10 protein-coding genes and 1 tRNA gene are annotated in these 14,204 nt (G+C 58.0%); 8 read left to right on the forward strand and 3 right to left on the reverse strand.

All coding sequences use genetic code 11. The features are described 5' to 3' along the window. Positions 1 to 20 precede the first annotated feature (20 nt). Both BN1135_RS04540 and BN1135_RS04545 read left to right on the forward strand, forming a co-directional pair. Positions 21 to 1,601 carry a Na+/H+ antiporter NhaC family protein gene (locus BN1135_RS04540; RefSeq protein ID WP_042019138.1) on the forward strand — a complete coding sequence of 527 codons (1,581 nt, stop codon included), beginning with the start codon at positions 21 to 23 and terminating at the stop codon, positions 1,599 to 1,601. A gap of 103 nt (positions 1,602 to 1,704) precedes the next feature. Beyond that, the gene (locus tag BN1135_RS04545) at positions 1,705 to 2,286 is read left to right on the forward strand and encodes a thymidine kinase (RefSeq protein WP_042019140.1); all 582 of its coding nucleotides are present in this window, start codon (positions 1,705 to 1,707) and stop codon (positions 2,284 to 2,286) included. A gap of 220 nt (positions 2,287 to 2,506) precedes the next feature. Here the strand turns inward: BN1135_RS04545 and BN1135_RS04550 are convergent, their stop codons facing one another. Together BN1135_RS04550 and BN1135_RS04555 are read right to left on the reverse strand one after the other, a co-directional pair. Next, on the reverse strand, positions 2,507 to 4,192 hold the full coding sequence (locus BN1135_RS04550; RefSeq protein ID WP_042019141.1) for an aspartate:alanine antiporter: 1,686 nt from the start codon (positions 4,190 to 4,192) through the stop codon (positions 2,507 to 2,509). Positions 4,193 to 4,965: 773 nt separating this feature from the next. Next, positions 4,966 to 5,041: transfer RNA gene (locus tag BN1135_RS04555), tRNA-Asn, on the reverse strand. A 147-nt stretch (positions 5,042 to 5,188) separates the two neighbouring features. Between BN1135_RS04555 and uvrB the strand changes: the two genes are divergently transcribed. From uvrB to BN1135_RS04570, 3 genes are all read left to right on the forward strand, one after another. Further along, a complete protein-coding gene (gene uvrB / locus BN1135_RS04560; RefSeq protein ID WP_042019142.1) occupies positions 5,189 to 7,201 on the forward strand; it encodes an excinuclease ABC subunit UvrB in 2,013 nt (670 codons plus the stop codon). After that, a complete protein-coding gene (locus tag BN1135_RS04565; protein ID WP_042019144.1) occupies positions 7,198 to 7,455 on the forward strand; it encodes a YkvA family protein in 258 nt (85 codons plus the stop codon). The genes uvrB and BN1135_RS04565 overlap by 4 nt, the downstream gene beginning before the upstream one ends. A gap of 124 nt (positions 7,456 to 7,579) precedes the next feature. Next, positions 7,580 to 8,230 carry a DedA family protein gene (locus BN1135_RS04570; protein ID WP_042019146.1) on the forward strand — a complete coding sequence of 217 codons (651 nt, stop codon included), beginning with the start codon at positions 7,580 to 7,582 and terminating at the stop codon, positions 8,228 to 8,230. 357 nt (positions 8,231 to 8,587) lie between these two features. Here the strand turns inward: BN1135_RS04570 and mnmC are convergent, their stop codons facing one another. Then, the gene (gene mnmC, locus BN1135_RS04575) at positions 8,588 to 10,606 is read right to left on the reverse strand and encodes a bifunctional tRNA (5-methylaminomethyl-2-thiouridine)(34)-methyltransferase MnmC2/FAD-dependent 5-carboxymethylaminomethyl-2-thiouridine(34) oxidoreductase MnmC1 (RefSeq protein ID WP_213391068.1); all 2,019 of its coding nucleotides are present in this window, start codon (positions 10,604 to 10,606) and stop codon (positions 8,588 to 8,590) included. 341 nt (positions 10,607 to 10,947) lie between these two features. Between mnmC and BN1135_RS04580 the strand changes: the two genes are divergently transcribed. Genes BN1135_RS04580 through BN1135_RS04590 form a run of 3 tightly spaced genes read left to right on the forward strand, consistent with a single transcriptional unit; the run spans position 10,948 to position 14,198 of the window. Further along, the gene (locus tag BN1135_RS04580; protein WP_042019149.1) at positions 10,948 to 12,246 is read left to right on the forward strand and encodes an anaerobic sulfatase maturase; all 1,299 of its coding nucleotides are present in this window, start codon (positions 10,948 to 10,950) and stop codon (positions 12,244 to 12,246) included. 10 nt (positions 12,247 to 12,256) lie between these two features. Then, complete coding sequence (locus tag BN1135_RS04585; RefSeq protein ID WP_042019150.1) at positions 12,257 to 13,363, forward strand: tetratricopeptide repeat protein; 1,107 nt, start codon at positions 12,257 to 12,259, stop codon at positions 13,361 to 13,363. Positions 13,364 to 13,397: 34 nt separating this feature from the next. Then, positions 13,398 to 14,198, forward strand: a complete 801-nt coding sequence (locus tag BN1135_RS04590; protein WP_042019281.1) for a formylglycine-generating enzyme family protein — start codon at positions 13,398 to 13,400, stop codon at positions 14,196 to 14,198. Positions 14,199 to 14,204: the final 6 nt, after the last annotated feature.

The following is a 14,204-nucleotide window of genomic DNA, read 5'->3' on the forward strand; positions in this document are numbered from 1 at the left end:
TTTTTAGGTGCAAAGAGATCATGGACATTAGTCATTTTGCCGACTCCGGTTGGTCAGTACTTCCCCCTTTGTTAGCTGTCGCTCTGGCGATCACAACCCGTCGTGTATTGCTGTCCCTTGGCGTCGGTATCGTGACCGGCAGCCTGCTGCTCAATCAGTTTTCCCCTCTCGACTCCCTGCATTACATGTTGAATACCGTGCTCAAGATCTTCTGGGTCGACGGTGCGCTCAATCGTGACAACGTCAACATGCTCCTGTTCATGCTGCTGCTGGGCGGGCTCATCAGTCTGATGAGCGTGTCGGGCGCCACCCGTGCTTTTGCCGAGTGGGCCGAGCGCCGCGCCAAGACCCGCAAGGGGGCCAAAGCGCTCACCGGCATGATGGTGTTTGCCTTCTTTATCGACGACTTCTTCCACAGTCTGTCGGTGGGTGCCATCTGCCGTCCGGTGACTGACCGCTTCCAGATCTCCCGTGCCAAGCTGGCCTATCTGCTGGATTCGACCGCCGCGCCTGTCTGTGTGTTGATGCCCATCTCCTCTTGGGGTGCTTATATCATCGCCCTGGTTGGCGGCATCCTGGCGGCGCATGGCCTGACGGATCAGAGCCCCATCGCGGCGTTTGTCGAGATGATCCCGATGAACCTTTACGCCGTCTTCACCCTGATCATGGTGCTGGTGGTGATTGCGTTTCAGCTTGATATCGGCCCGATGCGTCAGCACGAAGCCTGGGCACTGGAAGGCAAGCTGTGGGATGAGTCCAAGGGGCGCCCCATTGGTCTGGACATGGAGAGCCCGGAGGAGAGCAACGGCGGCATGATCGACATGGTGTTGCCGATCCTGACCCTGACCCTGGCGACCGTCTACTTCATGATTGACTCCGGTGCTGCTGTATTGAGCGAGAAGGGGCTGCCGTTCAGCGTGCTCGGCTCGTTCGAAAACACCAACGTCGGCTCTTCGCTGGTGTATGGCGCACTGTGCAGTCTGGTGGTCTCCATCGGTTTGGCGATGCGTCTCAAGCTGGGTGCCAAGAACTGGATGAAGGCTGCGCCGCAAGGTGTCATGGCCATGCTGCCGGCGATCAATATCTTGCTGTTCGCCTGGACCATCGGTGCCGTGGTGCGTGATGTGGAGACCGGCAAATACCTGGCTTCGCTCGCCAATGGTAATCTGCCGGTCGAAGTGCTGCCCGCGGTGGTCTTTGTCCTCTCTTGTGCCATGGCGTTTGCCACCGGTACCAGCTGGGGCACCTTCGGCATCATGCTGCCGCTGGCCGGTGACATGGCCGCTGCCAGCGACATCAGCCTGATGCTGCCGATGCTAGCCGCCGTGCTGGCTGGCTCTGTGTTCGGCGATCACAGCTCGCCCATCTCCAGCACCAGTATCCTGTCGGCCACCGGTGCCGGTTGCCATCATATCGACCACGTGATGACCCAGCTGCCTTATGCGCTGGCTATTGCGTTCGGTGCTGCCATCGGCTATCTGGCCATGGGCATGATGCACTCGGTGTTGGCCGGTTTTAGCGTGAGCGCACTCTGGTTTGTGGTGTTTACCACTTATCATCTGCGGAAAGCGAAAACCCATGCCGTCTTGGCAACCGCATAACGCACATAAAATACACTTTACGCGCAGGGGCCTACGGGCCCCTTGGTTTTGTCAGGGGCTTTGGTTAGCATGCGCCCCATAAATTCAGTTTCGGAACAGTATCATGGCTTCACTGCACTACAAATTTGCCACCATGAATTCAGGCAAATCCACCCAGCTTATTCAGGCGCACTTCAACTATCTGGAGCGGGGCATGCACCCGCTGGCGATGACACCGGCCATTGATGACCGTTTTGGCGTCGGGGTGATCAGTGCCCGGGTTGGTCTTGAGCTGAAAGTGGATGTATTTAGCGATAGCTGCGATCTGTTTGAAATGGTGAAGGTGCGTCATGCAGAGAAAGCCATCGATGTCTTTATCGTCGATGAGGCCCAGTTCCTGACCCGTGAGCAGGTTTACCAGCTGGCGCGCATCGTCGATGAGCAGGATATTCCGGTGATGGCCTATGGCCTCAAGACCGATTTTCGGGGCGAGCTGTTCCCGGGCTCCTACCATCTGCTCTGCCTGGCCGACAAGTTCGAAGAGTTGAAAAGCATCTGCTGGTGCGGCAACAAGGCCCACATGAACTCGCGGGTGAGCGAAGCGGGTCAGGTGATGCGTGATGGTGAACAGGTGGAGATTGGCGGCAACGATCGCTATGTGTCGCTGTGCCGCAAACACTATCTGGAAGGGCGAGCCTACAAGTAGTTAAAAAGTGAGAGAGCCACAGTTAATCAGCAATCTGTGCTATTGAGGCTTGCTGGTGATGGGGTGAAGCAACGTGCCCCTGATGCAGACTTGAAGGGGATGGTGGTGTTCAGATCACCGAGCCTTAATGGGTTCCATTCAAGCTCCATCAATTTAGGGAATTAGCAAAAAGGGGAGCCAGGCTCCCCTTTTTGCATATGGATGATCAGATGACGGCTGGCTAGAACCAAAAACCGATGATAAAGGAGCCTGCCAGGGTCAGCATCACGTTGGCCACCGCATAGGTGCCCGCGTAGCCAAGGGCTGGAATCGAGCTGTTGGCCGCCTCATTGACCACATCCATCGCCGGAGCACAGGTACGGGCGCCGGTGATGGCCCCGAGCAGCAGAGCCGGGTTCATCTTCAATACCCAGACTCCAAACAGGTAGCCAACCAGTACCGGCAAGGTGGTCACCAGCATGCCAGAGAACAGCACCACCATGCCCACCTCACTGAGGTGATCCAGGATGCCGCCACCGGCTTTGAGGCCGGTACTCACCATAAACACCGCAAGACCGAGATCTTTGGCCAAGCGTAGCGCGCCTGGCGGTACATAGCCGACCGTCGGGTGGTTGGCACGCAGATAGCCCATCAGGATTCCCGCCAGCAGCAAGCCGACGGCGTTACCCAGGCCAAACTCAAGCTGGCCAAACACCAGTGAGACGGAGCCGATCAGCAGGCCCAGGACAAAGAAGGTGGTGAAGGCCACCAGATCGGTGGTTTGGCTGTGGATGCTGATAAAGCCGATCTTGTTGGCCAGCAGTTTGACCCGCTGTTTCTCGCCGCTGATCTGCAACACGTCGCCTTTTTGCAGCATGATGTTGCGATCGAACGGCATCTCGATCTGGGAGCGCACCACCCGGTTGAGGAAGCACCCTTTCTCGGTGAGGTTGAGCTCCACCAGATGACGACCCACCACCGAGTCGTTCTTTACCACGATCTCTTCGGTGACGATCTGCAGGTCAAGCAGGTTGCGATCAAACACCTCTTTACCGTTGCGGTAGTTGACGTCCAGCTTCTCGTGGCTTTCGGGATACCCCACCAGTGCAATCTCGTCCCCTTCCTGAATAACGGCATCCCCATCGGGACTGGCCAGAATGCCGTTACGGCGGATCCGTTCGACATAGCAGCCGGTGTGCGGGTAGATGCTGGTTTCGCGCAAGGTTCGGCCACCGATCCAGGCTGCCAGCTCGGGACCGACCCGATAGGCGCGGATGATAGGCAGATAGGTCTTGCGGTTGTCACTATCAGAGAGCCCTCGCTCACGGGCAATTTTCTGGGCTTCGGTGTTGAGATCAAGCCGTGCCAGGGAGGGGAGGTAGCGCACCACCAGCATCAAGCCCACCAGTCCCACCAGATAGGTCAGTGCATAACCGATACCCATATTATCGAGTACTGCCTGCATATCGGTCTGATGGGGCAGATTGAGCAGGCCGCTGCGCAGCGCATCCTGGGCACCCACCAGCGCCGGGGTGGAGGTGAGGGAACCCGCCAGGATCCCCGCTGCCATGCCCGGCCCCAGGTTGAAGAACTTGGCCAGCCCCACCGTCAGTAGCAGGGCGGTCAGCAAGATCACCAGAGTCAGGGTGATGTAGTGGATGCCATCGCGCAGGAAAACACTGAAAAAATGCGGTCCAGCCTCTATCCCCACGCAGAAGATAAACAGCATAAAACCGACGTTTTCGGTGGTGGCGGTAAACTCGAAGCCCATCTGGCCAAACAGCAAGGCCGTAAACAGCACGCCAATGGTGTTACCAATCTGGAAGTTGCCAAGCCGTACTTTGCCAAGCAGCAGGCCAAAGGCCAATACCACGAATAGCAGCAGGGAGTCACTTTGATGTAGCAGTGTCACGAAATCTATGGTCATGCCCGGGGAAACCGAGAGAAAAGTGGGGTCGATATTGTGCCGGAACTATCGCCAATAAAGAAGCGCAAGCCACCGATTAATCGGGAGTTATCAGACACTATTTCACCGGCAAGAAGTTTGACAGTAAAGCGGATGGTTGAAAGTTAGTGTTTATTGCTGAGAGTCGGGCTGTCAATTAGTGAAATCTGCTGATGACCCGCGATCATCACGGGGGGAGGGGGGCCACTTTAGATTGTGCTGCTTTAACGTACCTCCCAGCTCTGTTTCAGCAGATTCAACCAGGTGCACAGGCTGCTGGTGATGGACGAAAGTGGTGCCGTTGTTACCCGATCGCTGATGCACCAAGGTCTGGCGAAAAGAGATCGGAGTAAAGGGTCAAAAGAGCCCTGTAGCAGAGGGCCATGAGTGCGTTGGCAAAACAGCATAAAATCAGGTTGATGGGTGAAAAGTACCCCAGCAGGGTGGGATTACTGGCAATCCCGCGTCCTGACAGGGATTGCTGCAGTTACCCACAGAATCTGTGGATAACCCTGTTAATGAATCTTGCGCATTGACCGGAAAGCCGCGCCAGTACTGGGATGCAAGTACTGTTCAAAAAATACCGCATTAAAAAAGTTGGTATAAAAATCATATAGTTAGATGCGACGGCAGAAAACACTGTCGCGCATGGATAGGTAACAAAAGAGGAAGCCTGCAGCAAGAGGGGACTTGTGCATTAAAATCGGAAGGAGAGGCTACTAAAGTGGATAACTTGCACCGAGATGGTGAGGAATTGGCTCCCCCGACTGGACTTGAACCAGTGACATACGGATTAACAGTCCGCCGTTCTACCGACTGAACTACGGGGGAACATCAGGCAAGGAGGAGCACTATACAGAAGCAGTCTTAGGGGGTCAAGCCATTCTCGGCAGGAGACGCACGGGCAGCGCGCCTGTGTGTACCGGTGCCAAACCCTCGGTTACACTGCGCTTCTGCGGTTTTGTGTCGGGAGTGTTCATGAGCAAATTGTTCAAACTAGTCAGCCAGTTTCAACCTGCCGGCGATCAGCCAGCGGCAATCAGCCAGCTGCTCGATGGCATCGAGTCCGGCCTTGCCCAGCAGACCCTGCTCGGGGTGACGGGCTCTGGCAAGACGTTCACTATCGCCAACGTGATTGCCACCCTGAATCGCCCCACCATGATCATGGCCCCCAACAAAACCCTGGCAGCCCAGCTTTATGGGGAGATGAAGGAGTTTTTCCCCGACAACGCGGTAGAATATTTCGTCTCCTACTACGACTACTACCAGCCTGAAGCTTATGTGCCAACCACCGACACCTTTATAGAAAAGGATGCCTCGATCAACGATCACATCGAACAGATGCGGTTGTCGGCCACCAAGGCGTTGTTGGAGCGGCGGGACGTGATCATCGTCGCCTCGGTGTCGGCCATTTATGGTTTGGGGGATCCCCAGGCCTACCTCAGCATGATGTTGCACCTCAAGGTGGGGGATGTGATCAATCAGCGGGATATCCTGCGTCGTCTCGCCGAGCTGCAATACACCCGTAATGACATGGCCTTTCAGCGCGGCACCTTCCGGGTGCGAGGGGAGGTGATCGATATCTATCCCGCCGAATCAGACAAATTGGCCTTGCGGGTGGAGCTGTTTGACGAGGAGATAGAGCGGCTCTCCCAGTTTGATCCATTAACCGGTGCCATCGAGCAGACGGTGGTGCGTTACACCATCTATCCCAAGACCCACTATGCGACCCCGCGCGAAACCATTCTCGGTGCCATCGAGCATATCAAGGAGGAGTTGCGCGGGCGGCGTGAGCAGCTGTTTTCACTGAACAAGCTGGTAGAGGAGCAGCGGATCAGCCAGCGTACCCAGTTCGACATGGAGATGATGCAGGAGCTGGGTTACTGCTCCGGCATCGAGAACTACAGTCGCTATCTCTCCGGCCGTGCGCCGGGGGAGCCGCCCCCCACCCTGTTTGACTACCTGCCGGGAGATGGCCTGCTGATCATCGACGAATCCCACGTCACTGTGCCGCAGATCGGCGCCATGTTCAAAGGAGACAGATCCCGCAAGGAGACCCTGGTGGAGTATGGCTTCAGGCTCCCCTCGGCGCTGGACAACCGCCCCCTCAAGTTTGACGAGTTCGAAGCGCTGATGCCGCAGACGGTGTTTGTCTCTGCCACCCCGGGCCCCTACGAGCTGGAGAAATCTGGCGGCGATCTGGTGCAGCAGGTCGTGCGTCCCACCGGCCTGCTCGATCCCGAGATCGAGGTGCGGCCGGTGACCACTCAGGTGGACGATCTGCTCTCCGAGATCCGCAAGCGGGTGGCCGTGACTGAGCGGGTGCTGGTGACCACCCTGACCAAGCGGATGGCGGAGGATCTGACCGAATATCTGGCAGAACATGATGTCCGGGTGCGTTACCTTCACTCCGACATCGATACGGTGGAGCGGGTGGAAATTATTCGCGATCTGCGCCTTGGCAAGTTCGATGTGCTGGTGGGGATCAACCTGCTGCGGGAAGGTCTCGACATGCCGGAGGTGTCGCTGGTAGCGATTCTGGATGCGGATAAAGAGGGCTTCCTGCGCTCTACTCGCTCGCTGATCCAGACCATAGGTCGGGCGGCGCGCAACCTCAACGGTCGGGTCATTCTCTATGGGGATACCATCACCAACTCGATGCGGGTTGCCATCGAGGAGACTGATCGCCGCCGCGCCGTGCAGCATGAACATAACCTCAAGCACGGCATCACCCCTAAAGGGCTCAACAAGTCAGTGGGGGATGTGATGGACATCGGGAGCAGCCGCACTGCCGGCAAAGCGGGTCGCGGCGCTCGTAAGGCGGCTGAACCACAAGGGGAGTACCATGCCCGTTCGGTCAGCGAGATTGCCAAAGAGATCAAGCGGATGGAGGAGCAGATGTTCCAGCATGCACGGGATCTGGAGTTCGAACAGGCCGCTGCGCTGCGGGATCAGATCCAGCGGTTGCGTGGCGAGTTGATCGCATCATGAGTGCGAAACGCTGGCTGGTCTGGCAACGCCTGCGCCGTCTCTATCGGGGCTTTCGTCATCCGGCCACCCCCTGGTGGGCCAAAGGGCTGGTCATCCTTATCCTGCTTTATGGCATCAGTCCGGTGGATCTGATCCCCGATGTGGTGCCCCTGCTGGGGTGGCTTGATGACATGACCTTATTGCTGGTGTTGCTGTGGGGCTGGGAGCGTTGTCTGCCAGAACAGGTCAGAAAGGGGTTGCAGCAGGGTGAATGACCTGGTGATGCAAGGCATTTATTGAGTCTGTCTGCTCGTTGATTAAAAAGCCCGCAAACAGGTGATTGTGACCCGGATTGCATTGGCGTAGACTCCACGCCGTTCACTTTATGAGTATGGAAAAATGGATCTGATCCTGTTTGCTATCGATTTTATTCTGCACGTTGACGTGCATTTGAGAGAACTGTTCGAAAACTATGGCGTGTGGGTTTACGCCATCCTGTTTCTGATCATCTTCTGTGAGACCGGGCTGGTGGTGACGCCATTTTTGCCCGGTGATTCTCTGCTGTTTGCTGCCGGAGCGCTGACCGTGGGCAGTGTGCTTGATGTGCATACCTTGGCGGGCGTGCTGATCGTGGCTGCCGTGCTGGGTAATGTGGTCAACTACACCATCGGACACTTCTTCGGTGAGCAGCTGTTTCGCAACCCGGATTCAAAAATCTTCCGTCGCGACTATCTGGATAAGACTCACGCCTTCTATGCCAAGCATGGTGGCAAGACCATTATCATCACCCGTTTTCTGCCTATCGTGCGTACCTTTGCACCGTTCGTGGCGGGGATGGGTGCCATGACCTATCCGCGTTTCCTGACGTTCAATCTGGTCGGCGGTCTGTTGTGGGTATTGTCGTTTGTCTACGCGGGCCACTTCTTCGGTAACCTGCCAGTGGTGCGTCACAACTTTACCCTGCTGATCTTCGGCATTATCGCTATCTCGCTGTTGCCTATGGTGTTTGGCATGGTCAAAGCCAGGATGAGTGCCGCCAGGGCGGGCTGAGCGGTTGATGGATAAGGGATAAAAACGGAAGCCATGATGGCTAATGCCAGTCAGTTAATCCTGACTGGCATTTTTTTATTGGTTCTTATGCACTGTGCTGTTGTGGCCCTGGCTTCACGCGTGGGGATAAGGTCGCGTCCTTCGCGCGAAGCAGGGCGATAATGAGCTCGGCGCATGACTCAAGCCGAGCAGCATGGGTGGCGTGAAGTCAGTCGGGAGCCTGTTCGATAGAGATAAAAAATCCGAAACCAATCAACAGGTTTCGGATTTTTACAGATCATAAGGCGCGATGAATGGCGCCTTGACTGATTTGGCATCAGGCCATCGGAGGCCTTTTTGCTGCTTGTGGAGTCCGGTTTAGACCAAGGCTTTACCCTTGAGCAGCTTGCGCACCCAGTAACGGGCCGGGTGGAGGGCCTCCAGCAGATCGGCAGCCAGCGGCAGGGGATCGCCGCAGATCTCGCTGGCGAGCAGCTCGCCACAGAGCGGGGCCGAGCAGAGACCCCTTGAGCCGAGCGCCCCCAGCACATAGAGGCCGGGGTGAAGGGGCAGCGGTTGGGCATTGTGCTGATCACGCTGCAGATGGGCATAGTGATCCGCCAGACCTTGCAATCTGGCCACTGGCCCCACCACTGGCAGGTGATCCCGACTGGCACAGCGCACCCCTACGCGCGCCTCATTGCCACTGATATCCACCTCGGCGGGCCACTGCTGATCCGGCAGGCAGGCTTGCAGTCGCGCCTGATTCTGGGCTTGTTCATCGGAGCGAAACTCAAGGCTGCTCTGGTTGCGGCCATAACTGGCACCGATACAGTGCTGCTCGTTGTGCATTGGCGTGAGGTAGCCATCGTAGCAGAGCACTGTCTTGAGTTGGCGCAAGCTGGCCGAGGTCGGCACATGGCTCACCTGACCCCGTACCGGATAGAGCGGCAGCTCGGCAAAGGGGAGCAGTGCGGGCAACTGGTGACCGGCGGCGACCACCAGATTGGGGCTCTGCCAGTGGCGGCCATCCTCACTCTCCAATCGCCAGCCATCCGCCTGCTCGGTAATGGCGCTCACCCGGGTATTGTATTCAACCTGCAGCAGGCCGCTGGCTTGCGCCTCCTCGATGGCGGCGCGGGTGAGATCGGCGGGACAGAGCCAGCCCCCCAGCGGGTAGCTGACCCCTTCATGACCACTGGGCAGGCCAGCGACCGTTTCGGTCTCAGCGGCGGTCAGGGGCTGCATCAGCGCCGGGGGGAAGGGGCCCTGACTCATCTTGGTCAGCTTGGCGCGGGATTTGTCGTCATAGCCCAGTTGCACCACACCGCACAATTCAAAAGCGATGGGATGGCGCTCGGCCAGCGCCAGCAGCCGTTGGCGAGCGTAGCCAAAGGCCAGCGAATAGAAGCGCGACAGCGCATCGTGCTCGCCATTGAGCAGCGGGTAGAGCGCGCCCTGGCGGTTGCCGGAGGCGCCGGTTGCCGGTTCGCCATCTTCGCACAACAGGGTCACCTTGCGGCCCCGCTCCACCAGCGACAGGGCGGTCATGGCCGAGGCTACGCCACCGCCGATGATCACTACCTCGCCCTCCCGCCCGGCAGGACGGTCATAGCAGGGGGCAATGCTCTGCTGCGGGAGCTTGTCTGCGCGCTGGCCTGCCAGCATGGACCACTTGCTGCCGAACCCCTTGATTTTTTTCGTGGCAAAACCTGCCTCAATCAGGCCACGGCGTACAAAGCCGGCGCAGGTAAATGTGGTTAGCGTGGCGTGGGGGCGAGCAAGGCGTGCCAGGCCTTGAAAGAGTGTCTGGGTCCACATCTCGGGATTTCTGGTTGGGGTAAAGCCATCCAGATACCAGGCATCGACCAGCCCTTGCGGCCCATGAGGCACGCGCGGCAGCATCTCTTCGATATCTCCCAGCCACAGATCGAGCCGCACCCTGCCATGGGCAAAGTGCAGACGATGGCAGCCAGAGGTCGCGATCGGCCACTGGGCAATCAGCTGCTGACTCAAGGCGGCGAGTTCTGGCCAGGCACCATGCGCCTTGCGCAGGTCCTCGGTAGCAAGGGGGTATTTTTCAAAACTGATGAAGTGCAGGCGAGCGCCGTGGCCCGTATCGGGGGCTTGGGCCAGAAAGGCTTCCATGGTCGCCAGAAAATTGAGACCGGTGCCAAAGCCGGTTTCGCCGATGACGAAACAGTCGCGATCGTGCTGTGAAAAGCGCTCTGGTAGCCGGTTTTGCAATAAAAAAACGTAACGGGTCTCACTGAGACCGTGGTTATCGGCAAAGTAGACATCCCCGAACTCGCTGGAGATAGGTGTACCTGTGTCGCTCCAGTCCAATCGGGCATGCTGTAAGGTTGTTTGACTCACGTTTTCCTCGGCTCGCGTCACACAAATCGCGGGCATTCTACGTGATTACCATCCCCCCTGCACAGAATGGCCGTCGATAACCGGTTTAAAGCGACATAGTGCCTTGCTGAGTGCCTTGCTGACCTCGCCGTAGCCCAAACCGCTTTGGCCAGTGGCAGTGCGACGAGCACGCGCAATGTTTAAACCCTGTGGCGCTGGTTTGCTGTGCTCCTGTCTTGCCCCTATTAGCCGGGAGGAGGGCTGTCATACCGGCGCAACCCGCGGATGCATATCTGCTGGTTATAAGGGGTATAACCAGCGCGTGACAGCATGACTCTTTATACTGCACCCCTCAAAACAGCAATTTTTCAGGCGGTGCGTTTATGGTGATTACTCCGGGTCCACAGTTCAACGGCAAGGCATCCAAGCGGATGCATGTGATGGCCAAACCGATCGGGGCCGTGTGTAACATCGACTGCACCTACTGTTACTACCTCAGCAAGCAAGAGCTGCTGGAGTACAAAAAGGGCTGCTCCCCCGAGATGGATGAGCAGACCCTTGAAACCTATATCCGCCAATATATCGAGGGGCAGAATACCCCCGAGATCATCTTCTCCTGGCAGGGTGGCGAGCCAACCCTGCTCGGGCTCGACTATTTTCGCAAGGTGGTCGAACTGCAGCGCAAATATCAGCCGCAAGGGGTGGTGATTGCCAACGATCTGCAGACCAATGGCATTTTGCTCAATGACGAGTGGTGTGAATTTCTAGCAGCCAACAACTTCCTCATCGGTCTGAGCATCGATGGGCCCGAGCTGCTGCACAACACTTACCGGGTCAACCGTGCCGGGCGTGGTACCTTCCGCCAGGTGATGGCGGCGGTGGCGCTGCTGCACAAATACAAGGTGAAGTTTGCCACCCTGACCTGCGTCAACAACCTCACCAGCAAGAATGCGCTGGAGGTCTATCGCTTCCTGCGTGACGAGGTGAAGTCGCCCCAGATGCAGTTTATCCCCATCGTCGAACAAAAGAGTTTTCGCACCACGGCGCCTCAGACCTGGCAGCCGCAGGAGCAACTCAAGCAGGGCGACAAGCGCCTCAACCCCTGGCACAAAAACTCGGTGGTCGAACCCTGGTGTGTCTCGGCCGAAGGGTGGGGGGATTTTCTCATCACCATTTTCAACGAGTGGGCAGAGCGGGATCTGGGCCGGGTGTTTGTGCAGTATTTCGAAGCCAGTGTCGAGACCTGGATGGGGCGTAAGAACCCGCTCTGCACCCTGGGGGAGATCTGCGGCAAGGGGCTGGCGATGGAGCCTAACGGCGATGTGTTCGCCTGTGACCACTATGTCTATCCCAAGTACCAGATCGGCAATATCCACCATCAGCCGCTGAACGAACTGGCCTATTCACCGGCTCAGCAAGCATTCGGTTTTGCCAAGTCACGTACCTTGACCCGTCAGTGTCAGCAGTGTGACTACCAGTTTGCCTGCTATGGCGAGTGCCCGAAGAATCGCTTTATCCGCACCCATGAGGGAGAAACCGGTTTGAACTACCTCTGCGCCGGCTGGCACAAGTTTTTCAGCCACATCGATCAGTCGATGGCCTTCATCCTGCGCCGGGCCGGTTATCCGGTGGCGCACGGTAAATTCCGTGATGCGGTGATAAACAGTGTGCAGGGGAAATAGAGCAATGAGCATGTTGAGCAACATAGCGGGTCGGCAGCGACGTGCTGGTAGCGTTCGCACCTTGTGGCTGACCCTGGGGTTGGTCTCTTCCTGCGCCGCACTGGCGGTATCGACGAGCGGACCGGCAACCCCGGAGCCGCAGAGTGCGGCAGTCACTGCGCCGGCTGCCGCCAGTGCGCCGTCAGCGACCCAGATCCAGCAGTGGGCTTACAGCGCCCAGGATCTGTCCCAACCCGAGACAGTGCGGGCCGATGCCCTGCGCCAGCTGGCGGCTTATCCGAACCAGAACAGTCTGGTGGCGGTGGCCAGAAGCCTGCGTGACGAGAGTGCGCTGGTGCGCGAGGCGGCGGTGATTGCGGCAGATCCCTATCAGTTTACCCACCGCTGGCGGCTGCTCTCGCCGTTGCTGGCAGACAGCAGTGCCGAGGTACGTCGCGCCGCCACCCTCAATCTGGCGCGCGATTATGGCGCCATGGATGAGGGACAGCTGAGCGCCATTCGTCAGCCGCTGGCGGAAGTGAGCGGTTATCTGGCCCGGCAGCAAGATCCGGCGCTGCAGCAGTTGCACGCTGACCTGTTGCGCTGGACCCGACAGTGGGCCAAGGCACAGGCAGGCTACGAGCAGCTGCTTGCCACCCAGCCGAATAATCCCCAGCTCTGGCTCGGCCTTGCCGACAACCTGCGGGCCCAGCAGCAGGATGCGAACGCGCTGGTTCTGCTCGATAAAGGGATCAACGCGGTGCCGGAAAATGCCAGCCTGTATTACGCCAAAGCGCTGACCCAAGTCCGGCTTGGCGATAAAACCGCGGCTGCGGCGACCATGGAGCAGGCGGCAGAGCTGGCCAGCAATAACAGTTACTTCTGGTATCTCAACGGGGTGCTGCAAGAGCCGCTGGATCTCGATAAAGCCATCGGTTCGTTCGAGCTGGCCTATCGAATTTCCGGCGCGCCGGAGCAGCTCTATGCGGTGTGCGATATCTATCTGCGCCACGCTCACCCCAAAAGTGACGCTTGTATGACTGAGCTTGGCAAGATAGCGCCCCCCGAGGTGCTGGCGGAACTCAATGGCAAGCGGGTGAGCAAGGTTGGCGCTTCCCCTGTTTCTGCTGGCCAATAACGGCGGCACTCCTTTTTATTGCACAGGTCAGATGATGAAAAATAGCGCATTCAAATTCGCACTTCCGCTGCTGGCCACCACAGTGCTGGTGGCAGGCTGCACTTTCTGGGTAAGCCGGGCCAATAAACCTATTCATCCGTTGCAACAAAAAATTGAAGCGGACATGGTGCTGGTGGAGGGGGGGCGCTTCGAGATGGGCTCTGAGGAGCCCGCCGCCAAAGCGAGCGAGGGGCCGGTTCATACGGTATCGGTCAACAGCTTCTACATGGCGAAGTTCGAGATGACGCAGGCGTTGTTCGAAGCCGTAATGGGGCCCTCGATCAGCTATTTCCAGGCACCCAGTGTGCCGGTAAACAACTTGAGCTGGCAGCAGGCCAACCTGTTTGTGGCAAAGCTCAACGAGCTGACCGGTGGCCACTACCGGTTGCCGACCGAAGCGGAGTGGGAGTATGCCGCCAAGGGGGGCAAACTCAGCCAGGGTTATCGCTATAGCGGGTCCAATGATATTGATGAGGTGGCCTGGTACAGCGACAACGCCAAGAATCGCGCTTATCCGGTGGGGCAGAAAAAGCCCAATGAGCTGGGGCTCTATGACATGACCGGCAATGTGGGGGAGTTTGTGTCCGATGCCTATGAAGAGACCTTCTACCGTCACAGCCCGCAAGATAACCCGAACAATGCCCAGCAGAGCAAGATCCACCTGGCCCACAAGTCAGTGCGGGGCGGCAGTTACTCCTACGAGGCGGAACTGTCGGAAAACTACCGGCGTGATTTTGCCAGCCAGTCGGTGATGATGGCAGATATGGGATTGCGCCTGGTGCGTGATGCCCGCTAGGGCGGA

This window comes from Aeromonas sobria, from assembly GCF_000820145.1.
GTDB lineage: Bacteria > Pseudomonadota > Gammaproteobacteria > Enterobacterales > Aeromonadaceae > Aeromonas > Aeromonas sobria.

Coding starts and splice junctions, on each gene's coding strand:
- BN1135_RS04565 (WP_042019144.1), top strand. CDS start 7,198: ATGAGTGCGAAACGCTGGCTGGTCTGGCAACGCCTGCGCCGTCTCTAT.
- BN1135_RS04580 (WP_042019149.1), top strand. CDS start 10,948: ATGGTGATTACTCCGGGTCCACAGTTCAACGGCAAGGCATCCAAGCGG.
- BN1135_RS04545 (WP_042019140.1), top strand. CDS start 1,705: ATGGCTTCACTGCACTACAAATTTGCCACCATGAATTCAGGCAAATCC.
- BN1135_RS04540 (WP_042019138.1), top strand. CDS start 21: ATGGACATTAGTCATTTTGCCGACTCCGGTTGGTCAGTACTTCCCCCT.
- BN1135_RS04570 (WP_042019146.1), top strand. CDS start 7,580: ATGGATCTGATCCTGTTTGCTATCGATTTTATTCTGCACGTTGACGTG.
- BN1135_RS04585 (WP_042019150.1), top strand. CDS start 12,257: ATGTTGAGCAACATAGCGGGTCGGCAGCGACGTGCTGGTAGCGTTCGC.
- BN1135_RS04550 (WP_042019141.1), bottom strand. CDS start 4,192: ATGACCATAGATTTCGTGACACTGCTACATCAAAGTGACTCCCTGCTG.
- BN1135_RS04590 (WP_042019281.1), top strand. CDS start 13,398: ATGAAAAATAGCGCATTCAAATTCGCACTTCCGCTGCTGGCCACCACA.
- uvrB (WP_042019142.1), top strand. CDS start 5,189: ATGAGCAAATTGTTCAAACTAGTCAGCCAGTTTCAACCTGCCGGCGAT.